The following is a 21,047-nucleotide window of genomic DNA, read 5'->3' on the forward strand; positions in this document are numbered from 1 at the left end:
GTAACCTCAGCATAGTCCCCCACACGAGGAGCACAGTTGGATCGCATCCCCGACGGCCGCCGTGACGGCCGCACCGTTTCCCCCGCCGAGAAGGCCCAGGCCCGCGACGTGTCCCTGCGCCGCATCGGCGGCCTGTTCACCGCCCACCGCGGCCCGCTCGCCACCGTGGTGGCGATCATCGTGGCGTCCTCGATCATCGCGATGGCCACGCCGTTCCTGCTGCGTACCGTGATCGACAGGGCCCTGCCCGAGCGTGACCTGACGCTGCTGGCCTGGCTGGTCGCGGGCATGGTCGCGGTCGCCGCCGTCACCGCCGTACTCGGCGTCGCCCAGACGTTGATCTCCACCCGCGTCGGCCAGCAGGTCATGCACCGGCTGCGCACCGACGTCTTCGCCCACCTCCAGCGCCAGTCGATCGGCTTCTTCGTCCGCACCCGCACCGGCGAGGTCCAGTCCCGCATCACCAACGACATCGGCGGCATGCAGTCGGTCGTCACCTCCACCGCCACCTCGATCGCCGCCAACCTCACCACAGTGGTCGCCACCACCATCGCCATGCTGGCGCTGAGCTGGCGCCTCACCCTCGTCTCGGCGGTCGTGCTGCCGCCCGCGCTCTGGCTCACCCGTCGGGTCGCCCGGCTGCGCCGGGAGATCACCGCCCAGCGCCAGCGTGAACTGGCCGACCTCACCGTGACCATCGAGGAAGGGCTGTCGGTGAGCGGCGTACGGCTGGCCAAGACGCTCGGCACCGGCCCGGCCCTGGTCGACCGGTTCACCGCCTCCTCGGCCCGCCTGGTCGACCTGGAACTGCGCTCGGAGCTGGCCGGGCGCTGGCGGATGGCCGCCATGAGCATCGTCTTCGCCGCCATCCCCGCGGTGATCTACCTGAGCGCCGGCCTGCCCGGCACCGCAGGCACGCTCACCATCGGCACGCTCGTCGCGTTCACCGCGCTCCAGGGCAACCTGTTCCGGCCGCTGATGGGCCTGCTCAACGTCGGCGTCACGCTCACCGCGTCGCTCGCCCTGTTCGCCCGCATCTTCGAATACCTCGACCTGCCCGTCGAGGTCGCCGAGCCGGCCCGCCCGGTCCCGCTGGACCCGGCCACCGCCCGCGGCCACCTGCGGATCGAGGACGTCACCTTCAGCTACCCGGGCAGCGACACCGCCGCCCTCGCGGGCGTCAGCCTGGACGTCCCGGCCGGCACCAGCCTCGCCCTGGTGGGGGAGACCGGCTCCGGCAAGAGCACACTCGCCGCGCTGATCAGCCGGCTGCACGATCCGGACGCCGGCCGCATCACCATCGACGGGATCGACCTGCGCGACCTGCGCCCGGCCGACCTGGCCGCCGTCGTGGGCGTGGTCAGCCAGGAGACGTACCTGCTGCACGGCACCGTGCGGGACAACCTCCGGTACGCCCGCCCGGACGCCACCGACGCCGACATCGAGGCCGCCGCCCGCGCCGCCCGCATCCACGACCTCGTCGCCGCGCTGCCCGACGGGTACGACACCCTGGTCGGCTCGCGCGGCCACCGGTTCTCCGGCGGCGAGCAGCAGCGCCTGGCGATCGCCCGCACGCTGCTGCGCGACCCGCGGATCCTGGTGCTGGACGAGGCGACGAGCGCGCTGGACACCGAGACCGAACGCGCGGTCCAGCGGGCGCTGGACGAGCTGGCCCGGGGCCGCACGGTGGTGACCATCGCGCACCGGCTCTCCACCGTCCGCGGCGCCGACCGCATCGCGGTGCTCGACCACGGCCGGATCGTCGAATCAGGCACCCACGACGCGCTGCTGGACCGTCGCGGCCGCTACGCCGCCCTGGTCGGTTGAACGTAGGAAAGTTTTGATCGGGCGTTCATTGCTGTAGGTATTTACCTGACCCTGCGCCACCCCTAGCATCGATCCGTGTCACTCGATGCGAGGAGGGGAACGATGTCGCTGATGACCACCGCCGCCCGGTGGCGCGTGCCGGCGCTGCTCACGACCGCCGTCGTCGCCGGTGCGATGCTCGGTGTGCAGCCCGCGCAGGCCGCCCGGCCGGGCTTCCGGATGCCGTTCCTGTGCGGCCAGACCTGGCAGGGCAACAACTGGAACGGGCACAGCCCCGCCCACGCCATCGACTGGAACCACTACGACGCCAACGGCAGCCCCGACGATCTCGGTCGCCGTACCGTCGCCAGCGCTGCCGGCACCGTGCTGGAGTCGTACTACTCCACCACCTCCGGCTACGGCAACACCATCGTCATCGGACACGGCGACGGCTGGCGCACCCGGTATGCCCACCTCGACTCGCGCGCCGTGGCCACTGGCGACACCGTGAAGCGCGGAGACGTCATCGGCCGGGTCGGCGCGACGTCGGCGAAGTACGACCTCAGCCCGCACCTGCACTACGAGCAGATCCACGACGGCAGCGTGGTGGTGGCCGTCGTCCAGGGCGTCACCTGGTCCGACGGGCTGAAGCGCAACCAGACCAGCACCAACGGCTGCTGATCCGGGGTCGGGCCGCCGGGGCAGAAACCCGATCTGCAAGACGTGATTTACAGAGCGCTAATGGGTAGAGTGGCGCGGTGCGCAGCGGAGTTCAGGGTCAGGTCCCGGTGCTGAACGTCGGTGACGCCGACGCGACCGGCCGGTTCTACGCGCTGTTCGGCTACACCGGGCAGCCCGGCGAGGACGGCCGGTCGCGCCTGCGCTGCGGCGACCTGAACCTGCTGATCGTCGAGGGCGCCCCCGCCCCGGCCACGCTGTACCTCCACGTCGACGACGTCGCCGCGACCACCGAACGCCTCGTCGCGGCGGGTCACCGGGTCGAGACCGCTCCCGGCGGCGAGTGCCGCACAGTCGACCCCGACGGCAACACGATCCTGTTCACCCGCGCGCTCGAAGTGCCCGCACCCCAGGCCGAACCGGACGGGCGGCCCGCGCCGGTCCGCCGGGCCGCTCAGGTCGCCGCCCGGCGCGACGGCGCGCCCGCGCACTGCCAGATCGGCGGTCCGCGCGGCGAGCCCTGCACCGAGCCGGCCGAGGTCAAGCTCGCCGACTCGTGGGGCGACACGGTCTGGGGCTGCCTCACCCACGCCGACGAGACGCTGGTCAACGCGCGCGGCGCGTTCCTGGCCACCGAGGACGCCACCGGGCTCGCCGCGTACCTGGCCGCCCGGCAGGCCCGCCCCGAGGCGGCCGCCGTTCCGGGCTGACCGTCGCGGCTCGGACCTGGGCCAGTCCCGGCTCAGCCCTGGGGCGGCTCCGGCTCGCCCGGGCGGGGCCGCTGTCCCGGAGCGGTGCGCGGCACGGGCGGGGGGAGCAGCGGTTCCAGCGGGGTGAACGACTCCACCGGTCCGTCCGGCCGCGCTCCACGCCGCGCCCGCCCCGCCTCGCCGGGCCTCCCTCGCGCGTCCCGTACCGCTCCCGCCGGTCCGCTCCCGTCGGCAGGCGGTGCCGTGGCGGCCGGCTCGCCGTCCTTCCCGGCCCGCGCCGTCGTCGGTCGTTCACGCCGGTCGCGTTCCTCGGCGTACTCGGCGCGACGCCGGGCCAGGTCACGCTCGCACTCCAGCGCGATGCGCTGCTCCCAGTACGGCTGGAGCAGCTTGCGCACCCGCTCGTCCAGGTGGACGGTGACGTCCGGCTCGCAGGCGAACGTCACCTCGCCGCGCGCGTACGTCCAGGGCGGCGGATCCTCGTCGGCGAGCGCGGCGGTCAACGCGGCGTGCAGGTCGCGCGGGCGGTGCGGCGGCACCTCCGCCGCGCACCGCACGGCCAGCCGGTGCAGGCGTTGCGTGGCCTGCTGCTGGAAGTAGTCCACGTACCAGCCGAACAACTCCGGCCGGGCCGTCTCCGACGACCAGGTGTAGGTGGCGCGCACCAGGAACACGTACACCTGGCCCTGCGCCGGCACCGCGAGCGGCTCCGGGACGCGCCGGTCGACTGTGGTCACCGCCGTCACCGGCTCCTCGGTCCACCAGAGCTGCCGCAGCGTCGGCTGCGCGCCGTCCCAGAAACGCCGGGTCCGCACGCGCGCCGCTTCGCCCAGCGCCCGCGCCCGTCCGGCCCACCGCCGCCGCCGGCTGTCCACCGGCGCGCCGGGCTTCGGCCGGCCGCCGCCCGGCTCGGGCCCCTCCGGCACCGCGGTCATCGCACCCCCTCCATGCCGGATCGCAGCACCGCGTCCCGCGGCGTCACCGGGACGCGCGGGCCGTCGGGCGAGGGGTGGCCGGACCGCCGTGGCGGTCCGCGATCCACGCTAACAACCCCGACCGGTGTACGCGCGCAGCCGCGCGCACGGCGCTTCCGCCCGGCTCAGGGGCGGGCGCTGACCGATCGGACGAGCCGTCCCGTAGTCCTATCCGTGGGACTCAGGGCGGTTTCGGTCCCGTTCACGGGACCGACCATCCAGAGTCGATCGGCGCACCTTGATCCGTGATCGAAGCGCTTCGTAGCGTGAGGCTCCGCGATCCTTCGGGGGAGGACCAGAACGCATGGGCGTAGACGCTCGTCAGGCCGCCGGCCAGGCCGTGACATACCTACGGTCCCTGGCCGAGCGGCAGTACGACCGGGTCTGGATCCCGGACTTCCTGCACCTCACCCCCGACGTGCAGGGCTTCGCCGTGTTCCACCGCGGCGGCCTGGTGCTGGTCTACGGCGCGGTCTCGCCGGATGACCCGGCCCGCTGGGTGTTCCGGATGGCCTGCGTGGCCGGCGCCGACGTGCCGGACATCTCCGGGGCGATGGCCTGGGCGAACATCCGTAACCGGCTGGCGGAGGCGGGGCGCTACTACTGCGTCGTGAAGGCCGACCAGAGCGCCTGTCACGTGGTGTTCGCGCTCGACGTGCGCAGCCCGCTGCTCGGCGACGTCACGGCGCCCGACGCGCAGGTGGCGCGGGAACTGCTGCACTTCTCGCTCGCGGTGTGCGTGCACAACGCCGTGGCGGACTTCCGTGATCTGGCGTCCTATCTGCCGGCGCGGCCGCTGGCACCGACCGAGATCGACGCCTGGATGCTGTTCGCCGGCACCCAGGACTGACAGTGCGGCATCGGCTCGCCGGCCCGGCGCAGCCCTGCGAGCTGCACGAAGATGTCCCGCTTCGCGGTCGCGGTGCCCCGGCGGTTGAGCACGTAGCCGGTCAGCCAGATCCAGCCCATGTGCGTCATCTCGGCGCCGACCGACACGACCCGGAACGTGAGCTCCCGGTCGCCGCCGAACTGCACCGACGCGCGGCCGTCGACGCGCAGCAGGTCGCCGGGCTGTGGGCGCACCGCTACCAGTGGCCGTCGTTCGGCGGGCGGCACTCCCGGGCGTGCATGGTCTGCCAGTCCCGCAGGGCGCGCTTCAGCCTTTCGTTCTCCTGCGCGAGCAGGCGTACCTGCCGGTTCAGCTCGGTCAGCTCGTCGGCGACCCGGGCCTGGAACTCGCGTACCTGATCGGGGTCGACGCCGCGCCTGCGGGCGTCGAAGACGTGGGTGCGCACCTCGTGCGGGGTCATCCGGGCCGGTAGGCCGGTCAAGTAGATCCGGCCGGATCGATACTGCGTCACTTCGGTCCTTTCCAGGGCAGGCGGAGACGCGGTGGGTCTGGAAGGGCGGGCCGTCCGCACGCCGGCCGCGGGCGGCCCGCCCGCTCCGCCCCCGCAGCCCGGATCGGCGGTACGGAGGCGGAGCTGTCCGGAGGGTCGGGACGGGTGCGCACACCCGCCCCGACTTGGGGATGAGCCGAACTCGTTGCCACGCGAGGAACGGCCCGGAAGCAACTTAACTAGACATGTCAGATGAGTCAACGCTGCTTGTTAGGCGAGTCGCGGTGTGATCGAATCGGATCGCCACGCGAGGAGTGCCATGCGAGAAGTGCCGGATTACTGGCGCATCGCCGACGATGTGATCGCCGACGTCAGGGGAAAGAAGCTGAAGCCGGGGGACAAGCTGCCCTCGATCGCTGAACTGCGCGATCGCTACGACGTCAGTCATGGGACCGTGCAGATGGCGTATGCGCGTCTCGAAGCGTTGCGGGTGATCCGGCGGCAGCAGGGCAAGGGCGTCTTCGTGACCGACCCGAAGACCTGGATGAGAGAGCCGTAACCGGCGTCAGCCCAGCAGGTCCACCGGCCGGCGCGCGACTCGCCATACTGTCGGCGATGACTGCGGACGTGCGTACCGAAGACGGTTGTCGCCTGTGGGCCGACCGGGTCGGCGCCGGCGCGCCGCTGGTGCTCTGTCACGGCGGCCCGGGCATGTGGGACTACCTCGGCCCGGTCGCCCGGCTGCTCGACGATCGCGCCCGCGTCATCCGGTGGGACCAGCGTGGTTGCGGGCGCTCCGAGCGGCGCGGTCCGTACACGATCGACCGCTTCGTCGCCGACCTCGACGTGGTACGCGAACACCTGGCCGGACCGCGAACGGCGGTGCTGGGCCACTCGTGGGGCGCGCACCTGGCGCTGCGGTACGCGATCGAGCACCCGGAACGGGTCAGTCACCTGATCTACGTGTCCGGCACCGGCATCGACCCCGATCGCGGCTGGCACCCGCACTACGAGCGGAATCTCCGGCGGCGGCTCGGGCCCCATCTGAACCGGTGGGAGGCGCTGGGTGCGCGCACCCTCACTCCTGCGGAGGAACGCGAACGGGCGGTCCTGCAATGGTCGGCCGACTTCGCCGACCCTGACGCCTCCATGACGCACGCCGAGGGCATGGCCACGCCGTGGCTGGGCATCAACCACGACTGCAACCGGGCCATCAACGCCGAGGTCAAGCAGGAACTCCGCACCTGCGACATCGCGGCGCGGTGCCGGACACTCGACCTGCCCGTGCTGATCATCGACGGACCCGAGGACATCCGTCCCCGCTGGGGCGTCGACTCGCTGGAGCAGGCGCTGCCGAACTGCGAGCGGGTCAGCCTCCCCGGGTCCGGTCACCTGCCGTGGGTCGAGAATCCACACGGCTTCCGTCGGGTCGTGGCCACCTTCCTCGATGCGACGGTGTGAGCCGACGTCCGGAACCTGAAAGCGGGAGCCATCGGTAGCGGCGTGTCGCGGAGATCGATACGTACGGGTACACCCGTCCCGTCGGCGGGACGGCTAGAGTCCCAAGGCCACAGCGAACAGAGCGGACAGGGTCGCTCTCCCCTCCCAGCTGTCAGGAGCCGGCAATGGGTAACGAGATTCAGCTGATCAGCGACGGCGACGGACTGGCGGTCATCGGAGAGCCGAGGGCTGTCGAACGTTTCCTCGTCTCCGAGGGCCTGCCGTCGAAGGACCTCGGGCTGCCTCGGCTCGGGTCTGTGCTCACGGTGGGGACGGCAGCGGCTCAGGCCGGTTCCGAGATCGCCGCCAACTCGGGCCGCTGGGTGCAGCTGACAAAGGAATCGGCCCAACTCGTGCACAAGCACGGGCTGATGCCGACCAAGACTCCAGGTGTCAGCCACGCGATGGTCGGCGATCCGGGCTCGATCCACAAATGGCTCCAAATCGACAAGGCGTCGATGGTCGGCAATCCGGCGCTGCTGGCCGGCGCCGCCGGACTCATGGCGCAGCTCGCGATGCAGCAGAGCATGAAGGAGATCACCGACTATCTCGCCACAATCGACGAGAAGGTCGACGATGTGCTCCGCGCCCAGAAGGACGCGGTGCTGGCCCGAATGATCGGCGTGGGCTTCGTCATCGAGGAGTCCATGACCATTCGCGAGCAGCGGGGTCGGGTCGACGAGGTCACGTGGTCGAAGGTGCAGGGCGCGCCGGCGACGATCGCAGAAACCCAGGCGTACGCGTTGCGTCAGCTCGACGCGCTCGCGGAGAAGTTGGAGCGTAAAGCCGCTATCGGTGATCTCGCCAAGGCGGCCAGGGAAGCGGAGTCCAAGGCGCAGGAGTGGCTCGTCGTCCTGGCCCGCTGCTTCCAGCTGCAGGACGCGATCGCCGTGCTCGAACTCGACCGGGTGCTGGATGCGTCGCCGGACGAGTTGGACGGGCATCGCGTCGGGCTGAGGAACGCCCGGCAGAACCGGCTCGAACTCATCTCCCGGTGCACCGAGCGTCTGCTGGCTCGCATGGAAGCGGCCGCGGGCAGGGCGAACGCCAAGGTGCTGCTGAACCCGATGGACTCACCGGCGGTGGTGAAGTCGAGCAACCACGTCTCCGCCGCCATCGTCACCTTCCACGGGCGGCTCGGGATCGAGGGTGATCGGCAGTCGTCGGAGGCGAGACGATGGACGGACGCGGCCAAGGAGGCGAGAGACAAGGCTCTCGAGACCGGAGCAGACGGCGTGGACGCCGCTCGGCGCCTCGGCAACGACACCTTCGACCGGGCGAAATGGGCGACCGGCAAGCTCTCCGGGCGGGTCGGCGGGTGGGCACTGCGTCGGCGCGGGGAGGACGACGAACTCAAGGAGAAGAGTGGCGACGCTTGATCAGGAGAGAACGTGACCTGATAGCTGCTGACGCTGTGGAGATCTTGGTACGAAAGGGCCCTCATGGGGGCCGTCTCGTACCAAGATCTATTCGTGTCTCGTCTGGTGAGACAGCGCCGCAGAGAAATCGACGCAGCAACATTTATGGATGTTCGGCTGGTGTCGGACGGTTGATCGTCCTGGTCGGATGGCGGAACGGACATCGCCGTTCGACGATGACAGGAGGGACCGTGCGCACACCATCCCGTGCGTTGACGGGGACCACCGCGCTGCTGCTGGCAGCCGGTCTGGTCCTGACCGCCGCTGGCGGCGGCCAGGCGGCACCCCGGGAACAGACCCGTACCCAGGCGCCACCCGACCACCTGCCGGGCGACCGGCACGACACCAAGGCCACTGACAACCGCAAGGGCCGCGTTCTCGCCAGCGACCGGCAGCGCGACCGCGCCGCCGCGCTCGGCGCCCGCGTGCGCTGGACCGACTTCGGCACGCCCGCCACGCTCACCTCCACCGGCAAGCCCCTGGCCACCGGGCTGCCCGCCGACCCGGCCGCCGCCGCGCGCGCGTACGTCGCAGCCAACCGGGACGTGCTGGGCCTGACCGCCGAGGGTGCCGCCGCGCTGGAACTGCTCACCGTGGCGCCGATGGGGCAGGGCGCCACCGTACTGTTCCGGCAGCGCTTCGGTGACCTGCCGGCCGCCGTCGACGGCATGCTGTCGGTCGGCGTACGCGACGGAGCGGTGTGGCACGTCAGCTCCTCGCTCGCCCGTGACGCCGGTACGCCGGCCCCCGCCACGATCAGCGCCGAGCAGGCCCGCCAGGCCGCGATCGCCGACGCCGGCCGTGCCGACGCGCAGGTCGTGCGTACCTCATTGGTCGCGGTGCCCACCGCGGACCGTGGGCCGCGCGCGGCGTGGGAGGTGGTCCTCGGCGCGGACACCACCGGCGCGGACCCGGCTGCCTACTCCACCTACGTGGACGCCCGCGACGGCGCGGTGCTGGTCCGCGAGGACCTGATCGACCACGACGCCGACCACCCCTCGTGGGAGGTCTTCCCGAACTCGCCGCGTGTCGACAAGTCGTCGGCCGACACCCGCAAGCGGTGGTGCGCCGTGCCGGCGCGCGGCTGCGCCGAGGTGGTGGGCGTGCCCGGGCACCCGGCGTGGGACGTGGACCCGGCCACCGGCCAGTCCACCACCACGACCAAGGGCAACAACGCGATCGCGGTGCAGAACTGGAACAGCAACGACCCGTTCAGCGTCGGCACCGAGACCGCGACGCCCCGCCCGGACCGCCGGTACGACTACCCGTGGACGAACCAGTGGCAGGAGCAGCGCTGCAACCCGGAGGTGTTCACGTCGCCGCAGGCGAACGACATCGACGCGGCGCGGGCGAACCTGTTCGCCATGCACAACCGGATGCACGACTGGACCTATCACCTCGGGTTCACCGAGGAGACCTGGAACATGCAGCAGGACAACCTCGGCCGCGGCGGGCTCGGTAACGACCCGGAGCAGGGCAACGCTCAGGCCGGCGGCATCAGCGGCGGTCCGCCCGCGTTCGCGGCGCGTAACAACGCCAACCAGATCACCCCGCCGGACGGCGTCGCGCCGACCACCAACATGTACCTGTGGCAGCCGATGGCGGGCTCGTTCTACGCGCCGTGCGTCGACGGCGACTTCGACATGTCGGTGATCGCCCACGAGTACGGCCACGCGGTCACCAACCGCATGATCGCCGGCCCGAGCGCCGGGGTCAGCTCGCCGCAGGGCATGAGCGAGAGCTGGTCCGACCAGCTCGCCATGGAGTACCTGTTCGAGCACGGGTACGCCGCGCCCGGCCGGCGCGGTTTCACCATCGGCGAGTACACCACCGGGGACCCGAACGCGGGTATCCGCAACTACAACATGAGCGACAGCCCGCTCAACTACAGCTCGGTCGACTACGACTTCGTCGGCCTCCAGGTGCACGCCTCCGGCGAGTTGTGGAGCGCGACGAACGCCGACATCCGGGCTGGCATGATGCGCCGCTGGGGCAGCGGCACCCCGGCCGTGCAGAAGGCGTGCGCCACCGGCACCCGCGACGTCACCGCCTGCCCCGGTAACCGGCGTTGGATCCAGCTGGTCTTCGACTCGTTCCTGCTGATGTCGGTCAGCCAGGTCAGCATGGTCGACGCCCGGGACGCGATGCTCGCCGCCGACCGGATCCGCTTCGGCGGGGCCAACCAGGACCTGCTCTGGAACGCGTTCGCCAAGCGCGGTCTCGGCGAGACGGCGGCCAGCGTCGGCCACACCGACGCCGACCCCACGCCGGGCTTCACCTCGCCGTACGCGCGGGAGGCCGCGCTGCGGTTCCTGCCGGTCGGCGAGCGCGGGCCGGTGGCCGGCGCGCAGCTGTTCGTCGGGCGCTACCAGGCCCGGGCCGTGCCGGTGGCGGACACCGACGCGGCCACCCCGCTCACCGACCGGGTCGACCTCGTGCCCGGCACGTACGAGTTCGTGGTACGGGCGCCCGGCTACGGTCACACCCGGATCGGCCCGGTGACCGTAAAGGCGGGCCAGAGCCGGACACTGCCGGTGATGTTGCGACCCAACCTGGCCTCGGCCACCGCGGGCGCGGCGGTCAGCGGCGACGGGATCAACCTGCCGCAGATCGCCGACGAGGACGAGGCCACCAACTGGGCCGCGCTCGGCGCGCCGGTCGCCGGCCGGCAGGTCACAGTCGACCTGGCCGGTGACGTCCAGCAGGTACGCCGGGTGCAGGTGAGCGCCATGCTGCGCCCGCCGGTCGCCGGTGACGCCGACGCCGGCACCCAGAGCCGGTACTCCGCGGTGCGGCAGTTCCGGGTCCTGGCGTGCACCGCGACGGGGCCGGTGACCTGCGCCGACGCGGCGGACTTCCGGCCGGTCTACACCAGCCGGCCGGACGCGTTCCCGGCCGTCGCGCCGCGTCCCCGGGCGCCGGAGCTGATCATGCGGTCGTTCGACATCCCGCGCACCACTGCCACGCACCTGCGCGTCGAGGTGCTGACCAACCAGTGCACGGGCGCGCCGGACTACGCCGGTGAGCAGGACGACGACCCGCGGGCGGCGACCGACTGCGCCACCGCCAGCCCGCAGGCGCAGAACGTGCGGATCGCCGAGTTCCAGGCGTTCACGCGCTGACACACACGGCGGGTGCGGACGGGCGGCCGTTGTCGTCCGTCCGCACCCGCCACCGTGTGTTCACGCGCGGTTCGGATCGCCGTCGCCGGATCGGGACTGTACGGCGGGCAGGATCCCGGACAGACTGAGCATCGTTCGGCCATCAATGCTGATCGATGCGCTGTCGTCCCGTTCAAGGAGGATCCCTTGACCCCGCTCCGCGCCGCCGTCGCCCGCGTACGCCGCGCCCTCGCCGCGTCCGCCCTGGTCACCGCCGTGGCCGCCGCCGCGCTCGTCGCACCGTCCACGGTCTCCACCCGCCTCGCCGAGCCCGCTGCGGCAGCCGTCTACGGCTCCTGCACGCAGTCCCGCTGCGCCGACGCGCGCACCGCGCGATCCGGCTGGTCCGCGAAGAGCTTCCCGACCAGCCGCGGCTGGTACTCGTGGAGCGGCGGCAAGTGCAACTTCGCCGGCGGCCGGTTCTACAACTACGAGGGACAGCTGCCCACCGGCGCCACCTACTACGAGTACGACGTGTACCCGCGCGCCTGCAACGCCTCCCGGGACGCGTACCGGATCGTGGTCAACAAGAGCACCGGGGCGACCTGGTTCTCACCCGACCACTACGCCAACTTCTACCGGCTCTGAGCAGCCTCGACGCCGGCCGGGCCCGCAGTGCCCGGTCGGCGCCGTCGGGAAAGGACGGATCATGGGTACGCGGCTGCCGGCCTGGCTTGTGTACGTCGGCACTCCGTCCGAACCGGACGGTGTGCCGGTCTCCGGTACGGCCGGCCGCACCCGGGCCGGGCTGCACGAGACGCTGGCCGGTGCGCTGGAACTGCCCGACTGGTACGGCCGCAACTGGGACGCCCTCGCCGACGCGCTCGCCGACCGCCTCGACGCCGGTCCGCTGACAGTCGTCGTGACCGACGCGGCGGACCTGCTCGCCGACGAGCCGCCCGCCCAGCTCGGCACGCTGCTGGACGTGCTGGGCGCGGTCGCCGCCGGTGGCCACGAGACGCTGCGGGTGGTGCTGCACGACCACCCCGACCGCCTGCCCGCCCTGCGCGACCGCGTCGCCGCCGTGCTCGGCGGACGGCTCGCCGGCCCACCCGCGCCCGCCTGACCGGGTGCCGTTTCCCCGCCACTTCCCCGGCCTAGTGGTGGGCCGTGCGCCAGGTCGGGGAAGTGGTGGGGTCCGGTGAGTGGGGATGCGGCCACTTCGGGGAACTGGCGAGCCGGGCGCCAGGTCGGGGAAGTGGCGAGGTGAGGATGAGTGCGAGCCGGGTGGTGCGCGGGTGGCGTCAGGCGGGGTGGTCGAGGATGGCGCTGAAGCGTTCCTCGGCCAGGTCGAGCTGGGCCAGGATGTGCTGCTTGACCGGTGGTGACAGCGGTGTGTCGGGCCGGGTGACCAGGTCACGGAAGAGCGGCACCAGCGGGCGGTACTTGGCGGCGGCGCGGGCCACCTTCGGCCCGACCGTGTGGATCACGCCCACGCCGTTGTCGGTGAAGTCGGACACCTTGATCACCCGCGCCCAGGGTTCCCGTTCCAGGCTCGCCGCCACGTGCTCCCGGTACTGCTCGTCGCGGTCCCGGCCCGGGTCGTACGCCGGGTTGGTGACCGCCGCGACCAGCCGGGCGACCCGCGACCCGAACCGGCCGGACAGCGCGGCGAGTGCCGCCGAGGTCACGTCGGGCCCGGTGGCCGAAGGGTCGAGCCCGGCGAGCTCGGCGGGGTGGTCCTCGACCGCGTCGTGCAGCAGCCCGGCGACGATCACGTCCACGTCCCGCACCTGGTAGTGGTGCATCAGCCGGATCGACACCCGCAGCAGGTGGTTGAGGTACGGCTCGCGTACCCGCCGGTCGTCGCGGTGCAGGTCGGCGGCCAGGTCGAGCGCCTCGGTCAGCCGGTCGCGGGCGGTCTCGTCGAACGCCTCGATCTCCAGCCGGAACCGGGCCAGCAGGCCGGGCTCGCCGTGGATCTCGGTGATCGCGTGCATCGGCATGGTGGCGAGGTACGCGGGGAACTCCATGCGTCCCTTATAGCTGATCTTCGCTAGATCCGGTGCCCGCCGGGCCGCTCACGTCGCCGGTGAGGCGCTTGACCAGGCGTACGCAGGTGCCCTCCGGCGTGCCGACGATGGTGGCCTCGTCCATCACCCGCGCCATGATCAGCCGCCCGCGCCCCCGGTCGCCGCTGTCGTCGCCGTCGGCTGCCCGCCAGCCGCCCTGGTCGCGTACCTCGATCTCCAACCGGTCGCCGCGCAGCTCGGCCCGCAGCGTGGTGATCCCCTCCGGCGCGAAGCGGTACCCGTGCTCGATCGCGTTTGCGCACGCCTCGCCGGTGGCGATGAGGACGGTGTCGACGTCCCACTCGCTCACGCCTTGGGCGTGCAGCCAGCCGCGCAACCGTTCCCGGGTGGCGGCGAGCCGGGCCGGGTCGGCCGGTAGGTCGATGGTGAGGACCGGGCCGACGTCGCCGGATGTCCCACCCGTCACGTCCGGCCCTCCGTCCCGTGCCCGTCCCCGGGCCTGGGCGCCCACTCGCGCTCTCACCGCCTGATTCTCACCCTGTTGTCCCCGGTGGCCGCCGATTCATTCCCCCGGCGGCGATGTCCGTCAACGTGATCATCGCGCATCGGCGGCGGCGTGTCAGCCGGCGGGCCGATGACGACGCCGGGCCGGCATCCCCGCAGGGACGCCGGCCCGGTCGCCGGGTGGGCTCCGGAGCAGGTCAGAGCGGCAGTCTGCCGGCCCCGGCGAAGGCGTCCACGACGAACGGGACCAGCGGGGTCGGCAGCGGCCGGGCGGCCCGCAGCGTGGGCGCCCACCCGGCGTCGCCGCCGAGGTCCGGGTCGTGGACGGCGTTGTACGCGGCGAGCAGGTCAACCGGCCGGGGCAGGCGGTCACCCTGCCGGACCCAGCTGCCGCGCTCGGTGAGGGCGGTGCCGCCCCAGTCGTAGAGCAGGTCGGCCGGGGCGGTGTCGCCGGTGAGGGTGAAGAAGTTGTTCTCCGCGTACAGGGCGGACTGCACGCCGACGCCGATGGCGTACGCGAAGCCGGGCCCGCCGAGCCGGTAGTGGTTCTCGTGCACGTCGACCCGGCCGAACCGCACCCGGGGCAGGCGTTGCAGCGTGCCGTCGAACAGGTTGTGCCGCACGGTGACGTCGAGCCGGCCCACGTCGGGGCCGACGGTGTTCGACGAGCCGATCAGCATCACCTTGTCCCGGCCGGTGAACCGGTTCCAGGAGACGGTGACCAGGCTGGCCGTGTGCGTGACGTCCACCGAGCCGTCGTGTACCTGCCAGGGCCGGCCGAAGTAGACGGGCTGGGCGCTGTCCGGGTTGTCGCCGTCGGTGAACGTGTTGTGGTCGATCCAGACGTGCTCGCTGCGCCGCACCGAGATCTGGTCGTACTGGGAGTTCCAGTTGCCGGTGTCGCCGTCGGTGGGGGACCAGGCGGGGAAGCAGTCCCGGGCGTCGGTGAACTCGATGTTGCGCACGATCACGTTGTCCACCCGGTCGATCATCAGCGTCAGGCCGGTGAGCCGGGCGCCGCGCAAACCGATGATCGTGGTGTTGGAGCCGACGTTGATCTGGGTCTGCCGGGTCTGGGCGGCCACCGACCGCACCCGGGCGGCCTCCAGCGGCCCGCTCGGGTTCGTCCGGCCCCAGGTCGCCGGGTCGTACGCGGCCAGGTAGGCGGCCAGCGAGTACTCCGGGTCGGCCAGGTCGGCGCAGTCCAGCGGCGTGCCGTCCGGGCCTTCGAAGCCGTCGATTGTCCCGGCCACGTACACGATCTTGGCGGTGCCGTCGGCGGCGTTCGTGGCGTTGTCGCCGCCGAGCGCGGCGACCAGCTCGGCGCGGGTATGCACGACGCGTACCCGGTCCGGCGTGGCGGCCGATCCGCCGGTGGTGCCGGTGCCGGCGGCGGCCCAGCCGTCGTTCGCGGCGAGGGCCTGGCGGCCGATCAGCTCGGCGGCCCGGGACGGCTCACCGGGTGCGGCCGGTGCGGGCGCGGCGGTGGTGAGGACGAGCGCGGCGGTCAGCGCCGCGACGACTGCGGTTCGGGTACGCATGACTCGTTCCGTTCTCCTGGAGGGACATTCACTGCACTGGCAGGTCCACCACATGGGGCTTGACCGCCCACGGCACGCCCGCCTCGGACGGCAGCGCGCCGGTCTGCGCGGCGGCCCGCAGCACCGCGCCGACGCCCCGCACCATCCGCACCCGCTGCGGGCCGTCGCCCGCCTCGCCTACCAGGTCCCCGTCGAGCAGCGTCGGAACGGGTGCGTCCCGCAGCGCGTCCAGCACCGCGGTGAACGGCTCGGTACGCGCCAGCGGCGCGATCAGCGGCGTGCCGTCCGCGCGGTGGTCGAGCAGGTTCGCCAGCAGCCCCCGGCGGCCGGGCACCGGGCGCGGCGCGTCGTCGCCTGGTAGCCGCAGCCGGTCGGTCGGGTACTCCAGCAGCGCCCGTCCACGCTCGCCGGTGACGAGTACCTCCCCGGGGACGTGTTCCTCGGCGGCGAGGGTGAGCGCGGCCAGCACCGGCGGCCCGGCGTGCGGGGTCAGCCGCAGCACTGTGGTGTCGTCCACCTCGATCGGGCGGACCCGGTAGCGCTCCACAGCGATCCGGGTCGGGCGTACGGGTGCGCCGGTGACCGATTCGGCGACGGCGAGGCACTGCATGAGCGCGTGCGCGAGCGGGTTGGCGAGCGCGCCGTCCAGCGCCGGGCGGCCGTCGACGGTTCGCCGTCCGGCCCAGGGGGAGCGGGCGTAGTAGGCGTCCGGGCGTTGCCAGGCGGCGAGCGTGGCGATGCCGGTGACCGGGCCGAGCCAGCCGAGCGCGCCGGTCAGTTCGGTCAGCGCGGCCGAGCCGAGCGCCTGGAAGTTGACCTGCACGGCCCGGCCGGCGGCGTGCGCGGCCTCGGTGAGCATCAGGTGTTCGGCGAGGTCGAGCACCGGCGGCTTCTCCAGCAGCAGGTCCGCCCCGGCGGCCAGTACGTCGAGCGCGATCGGCAGGTGGGTGTGCGGTGGCGTGCAGATCACCACCACGTCCGGGCGGCACGCGGCGAGCATGTCCCGGTGGTCGGTGAGGACGGCCGCCTCCGGTGGGACGGGCGCCTCCGGTTCGGCCTCCAGCGGCCGCACGTCGACCAGCGCGACCAGGCGTGCACGCCCGGCGGCGTGCAGCTCCGCGATGGTCCGGCGGTGCCAGCGGCCGTGCCCGTTCGCCCCGATCAGCGCCACCCGCGGCGGGTCGTTGCCACTCACCGGCTAAACCCCGCCGGTCGCGGCGCGCCGCCGGTCACCGGGCGTCCGCCAGGGTCGCCCGGACGCCGTGGCGTTCCAGCGCGGTGAGCCAGCCGGTCACGTCGGCACGGAACTCGTCGTCGTCGGCCAGGTCGGCCGGGAACACCTCGCGGAGCGCGAAGACCGCGTCCACCACCCCGGCCGGGGTGTGCGCTCCGGCCGCGAGGGCGGTGCGCAGCCGGTCGGCGAGCGGGTCGTCCAGCGGCAGCGGCCGGCCGTCGTCGGCGTACCCGAGCAGGAACCGCAGCCAGGCGGCCACCACGAGCGCGCTCCACCGCGCCGATCGGCCGGCGGCCCGCAGGTCGGCGACTGTCTGCAGCACCCGCTGCGGCAGCTTCTGCGAGCCGTCCATGGCGACCTGCGTCGTCCGGTACCGGATCGCCGGGTTGCCGAACCGGGCGAGCACCTGCTCGCCGTAGCCGGCCACGTCGGCGCCGGGCGGCGGGGTGAAGCTCGGCGCGATCTCCTCGGCGAGCAGCCGCCGCAGCACCGCGTCCAGGTGCGGCAGCGTCAGCGCCTCGGCCACCGTCTCCGCGCCGGCCAGCGCACCGAGGTACGCGGTGGCGGAGTGCACGCCGTTGAGTGCCCGCAGTTTCAGCCGCTCCCACGGGCCGGCGTCGCCGGTGAGGATCGCGCCGGAGCGTTCCCAGGCCGGGCGGCCGCCGGGGAAGTCGTCCTCGATCACCCACTGCGACCACGGTTCGGCGGCGACCGCCGCCAGATCGGTCACGCCCAGCGCCCGCCGGGCGGTGTCCCGGGTCTCGTCGGTGCTGGCCGGCACGATCCGGTCGACCATGGTGCCGGGGCAGGTCACCGCCGTGAGCACCCGTTCGGCTGTCGCGTCCGGCACCCGGGCCAGCGCGAGGCACTGCTCCACCAGGCCGCGCAGGCGGCGCCCGTTCGCGGGCAGGTTGTCGCAGCTCACCAGCGCGATCGGCCCGGCGTCGGCGGCGGCGCGGGCGAGCAGCCCACGCACCAGCAGACCGGGCACGGTACGCGGGGGACGGCCGCTGGTGAGGTCGGCGGTCAGGTCCGCGTCCACTGTCAGCGCGGCGGTCACCGGATCGAGCCGGTACGCCTTCTCGGTCACCGTCAGCGTGACCACCCGGATCGCCGGGTCGGCGAGCAGGGCGGCCACCGCGTCCGGGTCGCTCGCGGCGTGCCGTACCCCGGCGAGCGCACCGACCACCCGGGTCGTCGCGGCGTCGGGGGCGAGCGTGGTGACGCTGAACAGGCAGTCCTGCGCGGCCAGGGCGTCGACCACGTCGGTGCTGCGCGGCGCGACGCCGACGATGCCCCAGTCGCCGCCGGCCGCGCCGACCGCCGCCTCGGTGTGCACGGCCTGGTGGGCGCGGTGGAACGCGCCGAGGCCGAGGTGGACGATGCCGGCCGGTACGGTGCCGGGGCGCAGCAGCGGCCGGGACTCCGGCGGCAGGTGGCGCAGCGTGGCCAGGCCGAGCCGGTCGGGGGTCAGCGCCATGCCGGGCCGTCCGGGAACCGGTACCGCGCGATCGACTCCTGGCGCATGGTGGCGCTGTAGCCGGGCGCGGTGGGCAGCAGGTAGCGCCCGCCCCGGGTGCGGACCGGGTCGGTGAAGTGCTCGTGCAGGTGGTCGACGTACTCGACCATGCGGCCGTCCAGGCTCGTGCCGACCCGCAGGTGGTCGAAGATCGCGAGGTGCTGCACGTACTCGCACAGGCCCACGCCGCCGGCGTGCGGGCAGACCGGCACGCCGAACTTCGCCGCCAGCAGCAGCTCGGCGAGCACCTCGTCCACGCCGCCGACGCGGCACGCGTCGACCTGCATCACGCCGATCGCCTCGGCCTGGAGCAGCTGTTTGAAGATGACCTTGTTGGCGGCGACCTCGCCGGTGGCGACCCGGCAGCGGCCGCCGGTCAGCTCGGTCACCGCGCGGGCGATCCGGGCGTGCCCGAGCACGTCGTCGGCGTGAGTGGGCTCCTCGATCCAGTACGGGTCGACTTCGGCGAGCACGCCCATCGCGGCGATCGCCTCGTCCACGTCCCATACCTGGTTGGCGTCCATCATGAGCAGCGCGTCCGGGCCGATCTCGGCCCGGATGATCCGGGCCCGCCGCAGGTCGTCCTCGATCCGCCCGCCGACCTTCATCTTCATCGCGCGCCACCCCTGCGCGTACGCGTCGCGGGTCAGCGCGCGCACCTGCTCGTCCGGGTAGCCGAGCCAGCCCACCGACGTGGTGTACGAGGGGAACCCGTCGCGTTCCAGCGCGGCCAGCCGGTCGGCCAGGCCGTCTCGTCCCTTGTCGAGGATGGCCGCCGCCTCGTCGGGGGTGAGCGCGTCGGTGATGTGGTGGAAGTCGACTGTCGCGACCAGCTCGTCGGTGGGCATCTCGGCGAGGAGGCGCCACATCGGCTTGCCGGCGAGCTTGGCGCGCAGGTCCCAGACCGCGTTGACGAGCGCGCCGGTGGCCATGTGGATCACGCCCTTCTCCGGCCCGAGCCAGCGCAGTTGCACGTCGGCGGCCAGGGAGCGCCAGAACGCGACGGGTCCGGCGGCTATCTCGGCGACGGTGCGTCCGCGGACGTGGTGGGCGAGCGCGCGGACCGCCGCGCAGGTGATCTCGTTGCCCCGGCCGTTGGTGAACGTGAACCCGGTGCCGGTGGGCCCGCCGTCGGTGGTCAGCTCCACGTACGTGGCCGAGTAGTCGCCCCTGTTTATCGCGTCCGAGCCGTCGCCGCTGGCGGCGGTGGGGAAGCGCACGTCGTGCACCTCGACGTCGACGATCGTGGTCATGAAGGCCCACCTCCGAACTTGAAGACCTGCTTCGGCAGCCGGTACGCCAGGTCGACGATCGTCTCGGCGGCGTCGTCCGCGGTCATCCGGTGCTCGGCGACGAGGCGGGCGAGGAAACCGGCGTCGACCCGGCGGGCCACGTCGTGGCGTACCGGGATGGAGCAGAACGCGCGGGTGTCGTCGACGAACCCGGCGGTGTTGTAGAAGCCGGCCGTCTCGGTGACCGCCTCGCGGAACCGGCGCAGCACCTCGGGGGAGTCCAGGAACCACCAGGGCGCGCCGAGGCGCAGCGCCGCGTAGCCGCCGGCCAGGGGGGCGAGTTCCCGGGTGAACGTGTCCTCGTCGAGCGTGTAGAGCACCACCGTGAGCCGGGGGTCGTTGCCGTGCGCGTCGAGCAGCGGGGCGAGGCCGTGCACGTACTCGGTGGCCTGCGGCACGTCCCCGCCCACGTCGCGGCCGTGCCGGGCGTGCAGCCACCGGTTGTGGTTGCGCACCGCGCCCGGGTGCAGCTGCATGACCAGGCCGTCGTCGAGCGACATCCGGGCGAACTCCAGCAGCATGTGGGCCCGGAACGCCTCCGCGTCGGCGGCGTCGGCCAGGCCGCGCCGGCCCCTGTCGAACAGGGCCGCGGCCTGCGCCGGACTGAGATCGAGGGTACGGGCGGTCGGGTGCCCGTGGTCGGTGGAGGTGGCGCCGGCGGCGGCGAACGCCTCCCGCCGGGCCCGCAGCGCGGCCAGGTAGCCGGCGTACGTGCCGGTGTCCTCGCCGGAGAGCTCGGCGAGCCGGTCCACGTTGGCCGACCAGTTGCCGAACTCCATGTCCACCACGTCGTCGGGCCGGAACGTGGTGACCACCCGGCCGCCCGGCCCGCCCCAGCCGTCGGCGGCGAGCTTGGCGTGCCGGCCCAGGTCGTCCAGCGGCGACTCGGTGGTGGCGAGCACCTCGATGCCGAAGCGTTCGAACAGCGCCCGGGGCCGGAACCCCGGTTCGGCCAGGCGCGCGGCGAGCGCGTCGTAGACGGTGTCGGCGGTGTCCGGGCTCAGCGGCGTGTCGACGCCGAACACGTTCCGGAACGTCTGCTCCAGCCACAGTCGCGACGGGGTGCCGCGGAACAGGTGCCAGTGCGCGGCGAAGCGCCGCCAGATGGTCCGCCCGTCGGTCTCCACCGGGCTGCCGTCCACGCTCGGCACACCCAGGTCGGCCGGGGGTACGCCCTGGCTGAGCAGCATCCGGGTCAGGTAGTGGTCGGGTACGACGAGCAGCCGGGCCGGGTCGGGGAAGGGCTGGTCCTCGGCCAGCAGCCCGGGGTCGACGTGCCCGTGCGGGGAGATGAGCGGCTGCTCGGCGGCGAGCGCGTACAGCTCTCGGGCCAGGGCGCGCAGGCCGGGCTCGGCGGGCAGCAGCAGATCGCTGGGGGAGATGATCGGCACGGGTGC

At 73.0% G+C, this 21,047-nt stretch carries 20 protein-coding genes; 10 read left to right on the forward strand and 10 right to left on the reverse strand.

Translation table 11 applies throughout. The annotated features are described in order from the left end of the window. Nucleotides 1-45: 45 nt before the first annotated feature. The 3 genes from IRY44_RS04425 to IRY44_RS04435 all read left to right on the forward strand — a co-directional run bounded on the left by IRY44_RS04425 (nucleotide 46) and on the right by IRY44_RS04435 (nucleotide 3,194). Nucleotides 46-1,827, forward strand: a complete 1,782-nt coding sequence (locus tag IRY44_RS04425; protein WP_370584864.1) for an ABC transporter ATP-binding protein — start codon at nucleotides 46-48, stop codon at nucleotides 1,825-1,827. A gap of 102 nt (nucleotides 1,828-1,929) precedes the next feature. Then, nucleotides 1,930-2,487, forward strand: coding sequence for a M23 family metallopeptidase (locus IRY44_RS04430; protein WP_194799186.1), 558 nt, complete (start codon nucleotides 1,930-1,932; stop codon nucleotides 2,485-2,487). A 77-nt stretch (nucleotides 2,488-2,564) separates the two neighbouring features. Continuing rightward, a complete protein-coding gene (locus IRY44_RS04435) occupies nucleotides 2,565-3,194 on the forward strand; it encodes a VOC family protein (protein WP_194799187.1) in 630 nt (209 codons plus the stop codon). A 32-nt stretch (nucleotides 3,195-3,226) separates the two neighbouring features. Here IRY44_RS04435 and IRY44_RS04440 read toward each other — a convergent pair whose 3' ends face one another. After that, entirely contained in the window at nucleotides 3,227-4,129 is a 903-nt protein-coding gene (locus IRY44_RS04440) for a hypothetical protein (RefSeq protein WP_194799188.1), read from the reverse strand. A 343-nt stretch (nucleotides 4,130-4,472) separates the two neighbouring features. Here IRY44_RS04440 and IRY44_RS04445 point away from each other — a divergent pair, with 343 nt between their 5' ends. Then, complete coding sequence (locus IRY44_RS04445) at nucleotides 4,473-5,018, forward strand: hypothetical protein (RefSeq protein ID WP_194799189.1); 546 nt, start codon at nucleotides 4,473-4,475, stop codon at nucleotides 5,016-5,018. On the opposite strand, the gene IRY44_RS04450 is transcribed toward IRY44_RS04445, so the two are convergent. Together IRY44_RS04450 and IRY44_RS04455 are read right to left on the reverse strand one after the other, a co-directional pair. Continuing rightward, the gene (locus IRY44_RS04450) at nucleotides 4,946-5,251 is read right to left on the reverse strand and encodes a hypothetical protein (protein ID WP_194799190.1); all 306 of its coding nucleotides are present in this window, start codon (nucleotides 5,249-5,251) and stop codon (nucleotides 4,946-4,948) included. The genes IRY44_RS04445 and IRY44_RS04450 overlap by 73 nt on opposite strands. A gap of 2 nt (nucleotides 5,252-5,253) precedes the next feature. Then, nucleotides 5,254-5,529, reverse strand: a complete 276-nt coding sequence (locus tag IRY44_RS04455) for a DivIVA domain-containing protein (RefSeq protein ID WP_194799191.1) — start codon at nucleotides 5,527-5,529, stop codon at nucleotides 5,254-5,256. 298 nt (nucleotides 5,530-5,827) lie between these two features. On the opposite strand from IRY44_RS04455, the gene IRY44_RS04460 reads away from it, so the two are divergent. From IRY44_RS04460 to IRY44_RS04485, 6 genes are all read left to right on the forward strand, one after another. Continuing rightward, on the forward strand, nucleotides 5,828-6,067 hold the full coding sequence (locus tag IRY44_RS04460; RefSeq protein WP_064445718.1) for a winged helix-turn-helix domain-containing protein: 240 nt from the start codon (nucleotides 5,828-5,830) through the stop codon (nucleotides 6,065-6,067). Nucleotides 6,068-6,123: 56 nt separating this feature from the next. Beyond that, nucleotides 6,124-6,969, forward strand: a complete 846-nt coding sequence (locus IRY44_RS04465; protein WP_194799192.1) for an alpha/beta fold hydrolase — start codon at nucleotides 6,124-6,126, stop codon at nucleotides 6,967-6,969. A 164-nt stretch (nucleotides 6,970-7,133) separates the two neighbouring features. Then, nucleotides 7,134-8,387 carry a hypothetical protein gene (locus tag IRY44_RS04470; RefSeq protein WP_194799193.1) on the forward strand — a complete coding sequence of 418 codons (1,254 nt, stop codon included), beginning with the start codon at nucleotides 7,134-7,136 and terminating at the stop codon, nucleotides 8,385-8,387. A 251-nt stretch (nucleotides 8,388-8,638) separates the two neighbouring features. After that, nucleotides 8,639-11,548: a M36 family metallopeptidase gene (locus IRY44_RS04475; protein ID WP_228531450.1), complete on the forward strand. Its 2,910-nt coding sequence runs from the start codon at nucleotides 8,639-8,641 to the stop codon at nucleotides 11,546-11,548. Nucleotides 11,549-11,734: 186 nt separating this feature from the next. Further along, nucleotides 11,735-12,175 carry a ribonuclease domain-containing protein gene (locus tag IRY44_RS04480; protein WP_194799195.1) on the forward strand — a complete coding sequence of 147 codons (441 nt, stop codon included), beginning with the start codon at nucleotides 11,735-11,737 and terminating at the stop codon, nucleotides 12,173-12,175. A 61-nt stretch (nucleotides 12,176-12,236) separates the two neighbouring features. Beyond that, entirely contained in the window at nucleotides 12,237-12,653 is a 417-nt protein-coding gene (locus IRY44_RS04485) for a barstar family protein (protein WP_194799196.1), read from the forward strand. A 178-nt stretch (nucleotides 12,654-12,831) separates the two neighbouring features. On the opposite strand, the gene IRY44_RS04490 is transcribed toward IRY44_RS04485, so the two are convergent. The 7 genes from IRY44_RS04490 to uxaC all read right to left on the reverse strand — a co-directional run bounded on the left by IRY44_RS04490 (nucleotide 12,832) and on the right by uxaC (nucleotide 21,041). After that, the gene (locus tag IRY44_RS04490; protein WP_194799197.1) at nucleotides 12,832-13,560 is read right to left on the reverse strand and encodes an HD domain-containing protein; all 729 of its coding nucleotides are present in this window, start codon (nucleotides 13,558-13,560) and stop codon (nucleotides 12,832-12,834) included. 7 nt (nucleotides 13,561-13,567) lie between these two features. Next, nucleotides 13,568-14,026, reverse strand: a complete 459-nt coding sequence (locus tag IRY44_RS04495; RefSeq protein ID WP_194799198.1) for an ATP-binding protein — start codon at nucleotides 14,024-14,026, stop codon at nucleotides 13,568-13,570. Between the two features lie 235 nt (nucleotides 14,027-14,261). Further along, the gene (locus tag IRY44_RS04500) at nucleotides 14,262-15,605 is read right to left on the reverse strand and encodes a polysaccharide lyase family 1 protein (RefSeq protein ID WP_194799199.1); all 1,344 of its coding nucleotides are present in this window, start codon (nucleotides 15,603-15,605) and stop codon (nucleotides 14,262-14,264) included. 28 nt (nucleotides 15,606-15,633) lie between these two features. Continuing rightward, a complete protein-coding gene (locus tag IRY44_RS04505; RefSeq protein WP_194799200.1) occupies nucleotides 15,634-16,800 on the reverse strand; it encodes a Gfo/Idh/MocA family protein in 1,167 nt (388 codons plus the stop codon). A gap of 34 nt (nucleotides 16,801-16,834) precedes the next feature. Further along, nucleotides 16,835-18,319, reverse strand: a complete 1,485-nt coding sequence (locus tag IRY44_RS04510) for a mannitol dehydrogenase family protein (protein WP_194799201.1) — start codon at nucleotides 18,317-18,319, stop codon at nucleotides 16,835-16,837. Further along, nucleotides 18,310-19,611: an enolase C-terminal domain-like protein gene (locus IRY44_RS04515; protein WP_194799202.1), complete on the reverse strand. Its 1,302-nt coding sequence runs from the start codon at nucleotides 19,609-19,611 to the stop codon at nucleotides 18,310-18,312. The genes IRY44_RS04510 and IRY44_RS04515 overlap by 10 nt, the downstream gene beginning before the upstream one ends. Next, entirely contained in the window at nucleotides 19,608-21,041 is a 1,434-nt protein-coding gene (uxaC, locus tag IRY44_RS04520; RefSeq protein ID WP_194799203.1) for a glucuronate isomerase, read from the reverse strand. The genes IRY44_RS04515 and uxaC overlap by 4 nt, the downstream gene beginning before the upstream one ends. Between the last annotated feature and the right edge of the window lie 6 nt (nucleotides 21,042-21,047).

It is taken from the genome of Micromonospora sp. ANENR4 (assembly GCF_015354395.1).
GTDB classification, from domain to species: domain Bacteria; phylum Actinomycetota; class Actinomycetes; order Mycobacteriales; family Micromonosporaceae; genus Micromonospora; species Micromonospora aurantiaca.